The 9,053-nt window shown below is 72.5% G+C and carries 7 protein-coding genes and 1 pseudogene; 3 read left to right on the top strand and 5 right to left on the bottom strand.

Going from position 1 to position 9,053, the window contains the following annotated elements; genetic code table 11:
• The 5 genes and pseudogenes from QIS96_RS37445 to QIS96_RS37425 form a co-directional block, all read right to left on the bottom strand.
• A pseudogene (locus QIS96_RS37445) lies at nt 1-135 on the bottom strand (serine hydroxymethyltransferase); the annotation flags it as partial.
• Complete coding sequence (gcvH, locus tag QIS96_RS37440) at nt 132-521, bottom strand: glycine cleavage system protein GcvH (RefSeq protein ID WP_282547359.1); 390 nt, start codon at nt 519-521, stop codon at nt 132-134. The gene gcvH and the pseudogene QIS96_RS37445, both read right to left, overlap by 4 nt.
• Before the next feature lie 37 nt (nt 522-558).
• A complete protein-coding gene (locus QIS96_RS37435; RefSeq protein ID WP_282547358.1) occupies nt 559-1,740 on the bottom strand; it encodes an NAD(P)/FAD-dependent oxidoreductase in 1,182 nt (393 codons plus the stop codon).
• Entirely contained in the window at nt 1,737-2,060 is a 324-nt protein-coding gene (locus QIS96_RS37430; RefSeq protein WP_282547357.1) for a bifunctional 3-phenylpropionate/cinnamic acid dioxygenase ferredoxin subunit, read from the bottom strand. Before QIS96_RS37430 ends, QIS96_RS37435 begins: the two co-directional genes overlap by 4 nt.
• A 313-nt stretch (nt 2,061-2,373) precedes the next feature.
• On the bottom strand, nt 2,374-3,462 hold the full coding sequence (locus QIS96_RS37425; protein ID WP_282547360.1) for a zinc-binding dehydrogenase: 1,089 nt from the start codon (nt 3,460-3,462) through the stop codon (nt 2,374-2,376).
• A gap of 578 nt (nt 3,463-4,040) precedes the next feature.
• Between QIS96_RS37425 and QIS96_RS37420 the strand changes: the two genes are divergently transcribed.
• The 3 genes from QIS96_RS37420 to QIS96_RS37410 all read left to right on the top strand — a co-directional run.
• A complete protein-coding gene (locus QIS96_RS37420) occupies nt 4,041-5,453 on the top strand; it encodes an MFS transporter (RefSeq protein WP_282547356.1) in 1,413 nt (470 codons plus the stop codon).
• A gap of 174 nt (nt 5,454-5,627) precedes the next feature.
• Nucleotides 5,628-8,408, top strand: a complete 2,781-nt coding sequence (locus QIS96_RS37415; protein WP_408907331.1) for a SpoIIE family protein phosphatase — start codon at nt 5,628-5,630, stop codon at nt 8,406-8,408.
• Nucleotides 8,409-8,550: 142 nt separating this feature from the next.
• Nucleotides 8,551-9,053 (top strand): serine dehydratase beta chain (locus tag QIS96_RS37410; protein WP_282547354.1); only part of this gene is annotated, 503 nt, incomplete at its 3' end.

Below are 9,053 nucleotides of genomic sequence, written 5' to 3'. Positions count from 1 at the left end.
CTCCATGACCGCGACCGGAGCGAAGTTCTCCGACGCGATCATCTCCAGGGTGGACTGCTGACGGTGCAGCTCGGCGTCCACGGCCGCCGCGACATCGGGGTCGAGCTCACGCAGCGACTGGTGGAAGGCGGTCATCGACGGGCTCCTTGAGTGAGGGCGCAGTGGGCGGCGTAGGCGTCGGCGGACAGCGCGCCGGCGATGTTCTCGACCCGCAGCTTGAACAGCCAACCCCCGTCGTACGGCGTCGAGTTGACCATGCTCGGGTCGGCGACGAGCCGGGTGTTGACTTCGGTGATGTGGCCCGATGCGGGGGCGTACAGCTCGCTGACGGCGGTGGGCGAGGCGATCTGCCCGCACGTCTCCCCCGCCTCCACCCAGGATCCGACCTCGGGCAGCCGGAGGCTGACGACGTCCCCGAGGGTTCTGGTCGCGAACTCGGTGACGCCGACGGTGCCGTTGCCCGCCTCGATGGCCAGCCACTCGTGATCCCAGGTGTAGCGCAGGTGCGGCGGCACGGTCATGGCGTTCTCCGTGGACGGGTGGGGAGTCGGCGCCGGTTCACGAGGCGACGGCGGCCAGGGCGGGGGTGAGCTTGCGGCGGAGGCGGTTGAACAGCTTCGGCTGGTTCATGGCGACGGCGGCGACGGGCTCGCCGGCGATCTCGTAGACGGCCGCGAAGGACCGGCTGTCGACGTCCCCTTCGACGATCCGGGGCCGGGCGCCCGCGGGCACATGTCCGGCGAGCTGGATGCGTACGCCGTACTGGTCGGACCAGAAGTACGGGGCGGTCGCCGGGGGTTGGGCGGAGACTCCGGTGAGCAGGGTGCGGATCGCGGTCCTGGACTGCTCGTTGGCGTTGCTCCAGTGCTCGATGCGGGCGTGCCGGCCGGTGAACGGGTTGGGGCAGCGTGCGATGTCGCCGACCGCCACCACGCCGGGGACGCTGGTGGCGCAGCCGGCGTCGCAGACCACGCCGTCGTCCAGTTCGACGCCGGAGTCGACGAGCCAGTCCGTCGCGGGTCGCACACCCACGCCGATCACGACGACGTCGGCGGGCAGGGTGCGGCCGTCGGCGAGGTGGACTCCGGCCACGCGGCCCTCCCCGGCGAAGCCCGTCACGCCCGTGCCGCACACCAGGTCGACCCCGTGGTCGGTGTGCAGGGATGCGGCCAACAGGCCCATGTCGCGGCCGAGTTGGCGTTCGAGCGGGACGTCCAGGGCTTCGACGACGGTGACGTGCAGGCCGAGTCGGTGGGCCGTGGAGGCGACCTCGGCGCCGATGAAGCCCGCGCCGATGACGACGACGCGCGGCATGCCGTCGAGGAGTTCCGCGCGCAGCGCCAGGGCGTCGTCCAGGGTGCGCAGGGTGTGCACGCCGGCCAGGCCGTCCGCCGCGGGAAGGGTGCGCGGGGCGGCGCCGGTCGCGATGACCACGCCGTCGCTCTGCAGCTCCTGCCCGCCGGCGAGGGTCACCGTGCGCGCGCCCGGGTCGAGTCGTACGGCGCTCTCGCCGAGCAGCCAGTTGGCTTCCAGGTCCTCGTACTCGTACGGCTCGCTGAGCGCGAGCGCCTCGGCGTCGAGGTTCCCCTTGAGGAACTCCTTCGACAGCGGGGGCCGGTCGTACGGGAGGTGGAGCTCCTTGCCGACGACGGTGATGTCGCCCTCGAAGCCCTCGGCGCGCAGCGCGCGCACCGCGCTGAGTCCCGCCAGGGACGCGCCGACGACGGTGACGCTTCTCATGCGGGCTCTCCCACGGAGATGTGCAGCAGGACGTGGCCGTTCTCGACGGAGACCTGGTGGGTGCGGACGGGGAACTTCGCCGGGGCGCAGGTCGGGTTGCCCGTGCGCATGTCGAAGAAGGCGGCGTGCAGGGGGCATTCGACGAAGCAGCCCTCCATCCAGCCGTCGCTCAGCGAGGCGTCCTGGTGCGAGCAGGTGTCGTCGAGCGCGTAGACCTCGCCGTCCTCCGTGTGGAACACGGCGACGGGCGCGGGGACGCCCTCGGTCACGCGGATGGACTCGCCGGGGGGCAGGTCGTCGATACGGCACACCGTGATCATGAGAGAACCTCCAGAGAGCGGGGCCCGGCTGGGCGGGGGGCCGTTGAGCGGGGCACTGGAGCCCGTCGTGAGATGAGAGAAACAAACGGCTTGCTGTTGTGTATAGCGCAACGCGGCTTGCTATACGCAACACTGTTCCGGTTGGCCAGGGCGGTGTCAAGAGGGGAGTTTTCAGCGGATCGGAGCACCTCGGCGAGCACCGGAGGGACCACACTGCGAACGCGCTGCGCACAGCCTTCGCACCCCGGAAACAGCGGCCGGGAGAGGGGAGAAGAGGGACAGAAAAAGTCCCCGCGTCACACGAGGCCCCGCCTCACATGAGCACGACGGGACGCAGGACGTCTCCCCCGAAGCGCATCCGCCCGAGCGCCGTCTCCACGTCGTCGAGGGCGATCTTCTCGCCGAGGAAGGCGCGGAGGTCGAAGCGGCCTTGCAGATAGAGGTCGAGCAGCGCGGGCACGTCACGGGACGGCAGGAAGTCGCCGTGCCAGGAGGCCCTCAGCGACCCGCCGCGCCCGAAGACGTCGCCCAGTGGCAGCTCGACCGTCGCTTCCGGGGCGGGGGCGGCGGCCAGCACGACGACGCCGTTCAGGTCGCGGGCGTAGCAGGCCTGCCGGTACGTACGGGCGGTGCCGACCGCGTCCACCACGACGTCGGCGCCGAGGCCGCCGGTGAGGGATCTGATGCCGTCGACCGCGTCGATCCGGGACGAGTCGACCGTGCCGGTGGCGCCGAACCGCTCGGCCAGGTCCAGCCTGCGGCCGTCGGCGTCGACGGCGACGATGCGGCGCGCGCCGGCCACCCTGGCCCCCGCGACGGCGGCGAGGCCGACGCCGTCGCAGCCGATCACGGCGATCGAGTCCCCGCGTCCGACGCCGCCGGTGTGGACGGCCGCGCCGAAGCCCGCCATGACGCCGCAGCCGAGCAGCCCGGCGACGACCGGTGACACGACGGGGTCGATCCTGACGCACTGCGCCTCGGCGACGAGCGTCTTCTCGGCGAACCCTCCGACGCCGAGGACCGGGGACAGCGGAGTGCCGTCCGGCAGCGTCATCGGCCGGTCGGCCCGGCGGACGGCGCGGCAGCCCCAGAGCCGGCCGCGTCTGCAGGAGCGGCAACTGCCGCAGGCCGTACGCCAGTTGAGGGCGACGAAGTCGTCCGGCGCCACCCGGGTCACCCCCGCGCCGACGGCTTCGACCACGCCGGCGGCCTCGTGCCCGAGCAGGACGGGGAAGGGGGCGTCGCCGCCGACCTCGCGGTGGTCCAGGTCGGTGCGGCAGACGCCGCAGGAGCTGACCCGGACCAGCACCTCGCCGGGTCCGGGGTCGGGGACCAGGACGGTCTCCACGGAGGCGGGGGCGCCCTGCTCACGGACCACGACGGCGCGGACCTGATGCGCCACGGCCTCATGCGTCACGCCCTCACGCATCACGGCCTCATGCGCCACGGCCTCATCCGTCACGGCACGGACCTCATGCATCGCGGCGCGGATCTCATGCGTCACAGCTCGAACCTCATGTGTCACTGTCAAGCTCCTCGATGGGGGCCGACCGGCCCGAGCAAGGTTCGTTGCGCATGGGGCACCAGATTTCAGCGTGCGCAACGATGGCTGCTCGCGCGGACGACTGTCAAGAGTCGCCGGATTCCCGGCGCATCGGACCCCCCACCTCTCCTCCCCGCCCCCGCCCGCCCTTCTTCCGGCGTTGGCCTTGACGACGCCTCGCCATCAATGGATGGTTGCGCATGCAGAAACTCGTCCTGTTCTACGCAACGCCAGAGCGGCGCCCCGCCTGTGGAGTCGTCGGTGCAGGACGGCCCCTCCGACCAGGTTCCCTGGTCTCCCCATAGCGCCGCGGGCCCGCCCGGCGGTGTGGCCGGGTGACTTCCGGCCACACCGCCGGCACAGCGCTGACCTGGCGCGTGCGCCCCCTTGTGCGCGACCGCCCGCACGCTCCCCCGTCCCCCGCCCCGGGAGGTCTGATGTCCATCCGTGCCATCGACGAGGCGCCACTCAACCCGTTCCATCGAAAACTCACCTGGGCCTGCGCGGGCGGCCCGTTCCTCGACGGCTACCTGCTCAGCATCATCGGCGTCTCTCTCGTCGGCATGACCAACGAACTCAGCCTGTCCACCGGGGAAGTGAGCCTCATCGGCGCCGCCGCGCTGGTCGGCATCTTCGTGGGCGGGCTGTTCTTCGGGGCGGTCACGGACCGGCTCGGCCGCGAGGCGATGTACACCATCGACCTCGCCGTGCTCGTCGGGGCGTCGGTCCTCTCGGTCTTCGTCACCGACAGCTGGCAGGTCGTCATCCTGCGCTTCGTCCTCGGCGTCGCCATCGGGGCCGACTACCCCATCGCGACGTCGCTGCTCGCCGAATGGGTGCCCAACAAGCACCGCGGCCGACTGCTCGGCGTCCTCATCCTCGCCTGGTACATCGGCGCGGCAGCGGCCTACGTGATCGGCTTCGTGCTGGCCGAGATCGGCGGGCCCGACGCCTGGCGCTGGATGGTCGCGTCCTCGGCCGTGCTGTGCGCCGTGGTGCTGCTCATGCGGCTCGGCACCCCGGAGTCGCCGCTGTGGCTGGTGAACAAGGGCCGTACCGCGGAGGCGCAGGACGCGATCAAGAGCGCCCTCGGTCGTACGGTCCCGATCGAGGAGCTGCTCGCCGCCTCGGCCGCCGAGCAGTCCGTCGTACAGAGCCGGGTCCGCGACCTGTTCAAGGGCGTCTATCTACGGCGGACGCTGTTCTGCGGCCTGTTCTACATGTGCCAGATCACGCCGATGTTCGCCCTGCTGACCTTCGGCCCCACGATCCTCGGCTCCTTCGGGCTCGGCGAGGGCAACACCAGCCACCTGGGCTCGGCGCTGATCAGCATCGTGTTCGTCCTCGGCTGCCTGCCCGCGCTGCGCATGGTGGACCGGATCGGGCGCCGGCCCGTCATCGTCTGGTCGTTCGCGCTGATGGCCGTCCCCCTCGCGGTCCTCGGCGGCGGTTCGTCCGTGCCGGTCGCGGTGGTCATCCTCTGCTTCTGTACGTACGCCCTGTTCTCCGGAGGGCCCACGGTCCTGGAGTGGACGTACCCCAACGAGCTGTTCCCGACCGGGATCCGGGCCACGGCGGGCGGCGTCGCGACGTCCATCAGCCGCGTCGGGGCCGCCGCGGGCACCTACCTGCTGCCGATCTCCATCAGCCGGCTCGGCATCGGCGCGACCATGCTGATCGGCGCCGCGATCACGCTCGGGGGCTGGCTGGTGTCCCTGCTCTGGGCGGAGGAGACCCGCGGCCGCACCCTGGCCGAGACCAGCGCCCCGCCCGGCGCCGCCACGCGCCCCTCGACGCCCGGTGAGGGGCGCCGCACGGACCTGCAGGACGGCGAACTCGAACGGTCCTGACCCGCTGCGGCCGCCCTCGCGGTGCCGACTGCCATGGCAGACAGCCGACTTGGCCACGCCCCGAGGCGTCCGCCGAGCCGGCTTTCTGCCATGGGCGCGGCCAGGACCAGGACCTGGCCGCCCTCTCTTCCCCCCGGAAGTCAGCGCGTTCCTGATCGCGACAACGGAGGCGTCATGCGTGCCCACCGACAGGTCTGCCCCGGCCGCCCGAGCCCCGCGCCCGCGACGTCCACCGCTTCGGCGCGCTCCACCGGCCGGCGTGCGCGGAGTCGGAGCGTGGCCAGCCAGGTCTTCCGCCTCCATCTGGCCGTCGTGGTCCTGCTCGTCCTCGCCGCCGTGGCCTCCCTCGTCCTCGAAGCGCGGGGCACGAGCCTGCAGGAGGCGTACGACCGCTCCCGCATCGGGGCCGAGACCTTCGCGCACGCCCCCGGCACGCTCAGCGCCATGAAGTCGGACGACCCCAGCGCGCTGCTGCAGCCGGCCGCCGAGGAGGCCCGCAAGGAGTCCGAGGTCAACTACGTCATCGCGTTCAGCCCGTCCGGCGTGCGCTGGACCCACCCCGACCCGGACCTGATCGGCAAGCGCGTCGTCGGCTCGTACAGCGAGGCGCTCGCGGGGCGGGTGCACCAGGAGACGTACGAGACGCCGGGGGTCGGGAAGGCCGTGGACACGATGGTGCCGGTCGTCGACCGCGACGGCCGGGTCGTCGGCCTGGTGTCCGTCGGCATCACGGTCGAGAGCGTCAACGCGCGTGTGACCGGCCAACTGCCCCTGGTCCTCGGCTCGGCGGCCGTCGCGCTGCTCCTGGCCACGGTCGGCTCGGCCCTGGTGAGCCGCCGGCTGCGGCGCCAGACGCACGGCCTGGACCCGGCCGAGATGACACGGATGTACGAGCACCACGACGCGGTCCTGCACTCGGTGCGGGAAGGCGTGCTCGTCGTCAGCGGCGAGGGGCGGCTGCTCCTCGCCAACGACGAGGCCCGGCGGCTGCTCGAACTGCCCGCGGACGCGGAGCAGCGGCAGGTCTCCGAGCTGGGCCTGGAGCCGGACGCCGCCCGGCTCCTCGCCTCCGGCCGGACGGTCGCCGACGAGGTGCTCCTGGCCGGCGACCGGCTGCTCGCCGTCAACGTCCGGCCCGTGGACCGCCGCGGCGCCGCGTCCGGCAGCGTCGCCACGCTGCGCGACACCACCGAACTGCGGGCCCTGACCGGCCGGGCGGAGGTGGCCAGGGAGCGCCTGCAACTCCTCTACGACGCGGGCGTACGCGTCGGCACCACCCTCGACGTGGTCCGCACCGCCGAGGAGCTGGCCGAGGTGGCGGTGCCCGGCTTCGCCGACTTCGTCACCGTGGAGCTCTTCGAGGCCGTACCGCGCGGCGACGAACCGGACGGTGCGAGCACCGAGATGCTCCGCACGGTCGTGCACGGAATCCACGAGCCGCACCCCTTCGTGCCGGTGGGCGAGCTGATCCGGTACGTGCCGAGCAGCCCCGTGGCCGAGAGCCTCGCGGGCGGCCGCGCCGTGCTCGAACCGGACCTGGCCGGCTCCGAAGGCCGGCGCGCCCAGCACCTGGAGCGCGCGCAGCGGCTCCTCGACCACGGTGTGCACGCACTGATCTCGGCGCCGCTGCGGGCCCGCGGCATGGTCCTCGGGACGGTCAACTTCTGGCGGTCTCAGAAGCCGACCTTCGAGGAGGAGGACCTGTCCTGCGCCGAGGAGCTGGCGACCCGCGCGGCGGTGTCCATCGACAACGCCCGCCGGTACACCCGCGAGCACACCATGGCGGTCGCCCTGCAGCGCAGCCTGCTGCCGCACGAACTGCCCGCGCACTCCGGGGTGGAGGTGGCCCACCGCTATCTGCCCGCGCAGGCGGGCGTGGGCGGCGACTGGTTCGACGTCATCCCGCTGCCCGGCGCCCGGGTGGCGCTCGTCGTCGGCGACGTCGTCGGACACGGGCTGCACGCCGCGGCCACCATGGGGCGGCTGCGGACCGCGGTGCACAACTTCTCGGCCCTCGACCTGCCGCCCGACGAACTGCTCAGCCACCTGGACGAGTTGGTCGCCAAGATCGACCAGGACGAGACCGCCGAGGGCGAGGGCCCGGCCGTCACGGGGGCGACCTGCCTGTACGCGATCTACGACCCGGCCACCGGCCTCTGCTCCCTCGCCAGGGCCGGGCACCCGGGTCCCGCCCTGGTGCACCCCGACGGCCGGGTGGAGTACCCGCAGGTGCCCGTCTCCCCGCCGCTCGGCCTGGGCGGCGGCCTGCCGTTCGAGACCGCCGAACTGCGCCTGGCCGAGGGCTCCCAGCTGGCCCTCTACACCGACGGCCTCGTCGAGGACCGCACCCGCGACATCGACACCGGCTTCGAGCTGCTGCGCACCGCCCTGGCGCAGCCCGGCCGCGCCCCCGAGGAGTCCTGCCGGGCGGTCTTCGAGGCACTGCTGCCCGAGCGCCCCGCGGACGACGTCGCGCTGCTCATCGCCCGTACGCGGCTCCTCGGCCGCGACGACGTGGTGGCCTGGGACGTGCCGAGCGATCCGGCCGCCGTGTCCCGGGTCCGGGCCGACGTCACCCGCCAGTTGGAGACCTGGGGCCTGGACCAAGTCGCGTTCACCGCCGAGCTGTTGATCAGCGAGCTGGTCACCAACGCGATCCGCTACGGCCACGACCCGATCCGGCTGCGCCTGCTGCGCGACGGCGCCACCCTGATCTGCGAGGTGTCCGACGGCAGCAGCACCTCCCCGCATCTGCGCCGGGCGAAGGCGACCGACGAGGGCGGGCGCGGCCTGTTCCTGGTCGCGCAGTTCGCCCAGCGCTGGGGCACCCGCTACACCGGCCGCGGCAAGGTCATCTGGACCGAGCAGTCGGTGCACGGCCCGGCCCTGGAGACGGCAGGGCCGATGGGCGACGAGGCGCTGCTCGGCCTGTGGGACGACGACGAGACGTACTGACGGCTGCGCCTTCGCACTCAGGGGCCGGGAGGGTACGCGGATCCTCTTGACAACCCCCTCCCGCCCCGAAACGCTGTTGCGCATAAAGGTGAATGTTGCGCTATTTGCAACAACCCCGTTCCGCTGACCAGGGAGCCCGCCCGTGGCCATCTCCGTGTTCGACCTCTTCTCCATCGGCATCGGCCCGTCCAGCTCGCACACCGTCGGCCCGATGCGGGCGGCCCGGACGTTCGCCGGACGGCTGAAGGAAGAAGGCCATCTCGCCCAGACCGCGGCCGTACGCGCGGAGTTGTTCGGCTCGTTGGGCGCCACCGGCCACGGCCACGGCACCCCGAAGGCCGTCCTGCTCGGCCTGGAGGGCAACGAGCCGCACACGGTCGACGTCAACCGGGCCGAGCAGGACGTGGAGCGCATCGCGTCGACCGGCCGGCTGCGGCTGCTCGGCACGCAGATCGGCGCGGACCACGAGATCGACTTCGCCGTGGACGACCACCTGGTCCTGCACCGCCGCAAGGCCCTGCCGTACCACGCCAACGGCATGACGATGCACGCGTACGACCGCGAGGGTGCGCTCCTCCTCGCGAAGACGTACTACTCGGTGGGCGGCGGCTTCGTCGTCGACGAGACTGTGCTCAATCAAGACGG

This window comes from Streptomyces cavernicola (assembly GCF_029968035.1).
In the GTDB taxonomy this organism is placed as follows: domain Bacteria; phylum Actinomycetota; class Actinomycetes; order Streptomycetales; family Streptomycetaceae; genus Streptomyces; species Streptomyces cavernicola.
Note: the sequence above shows the minus strand (reverse complement) of the source record. Positions and strands in the feature narration are given on the sequence as shown.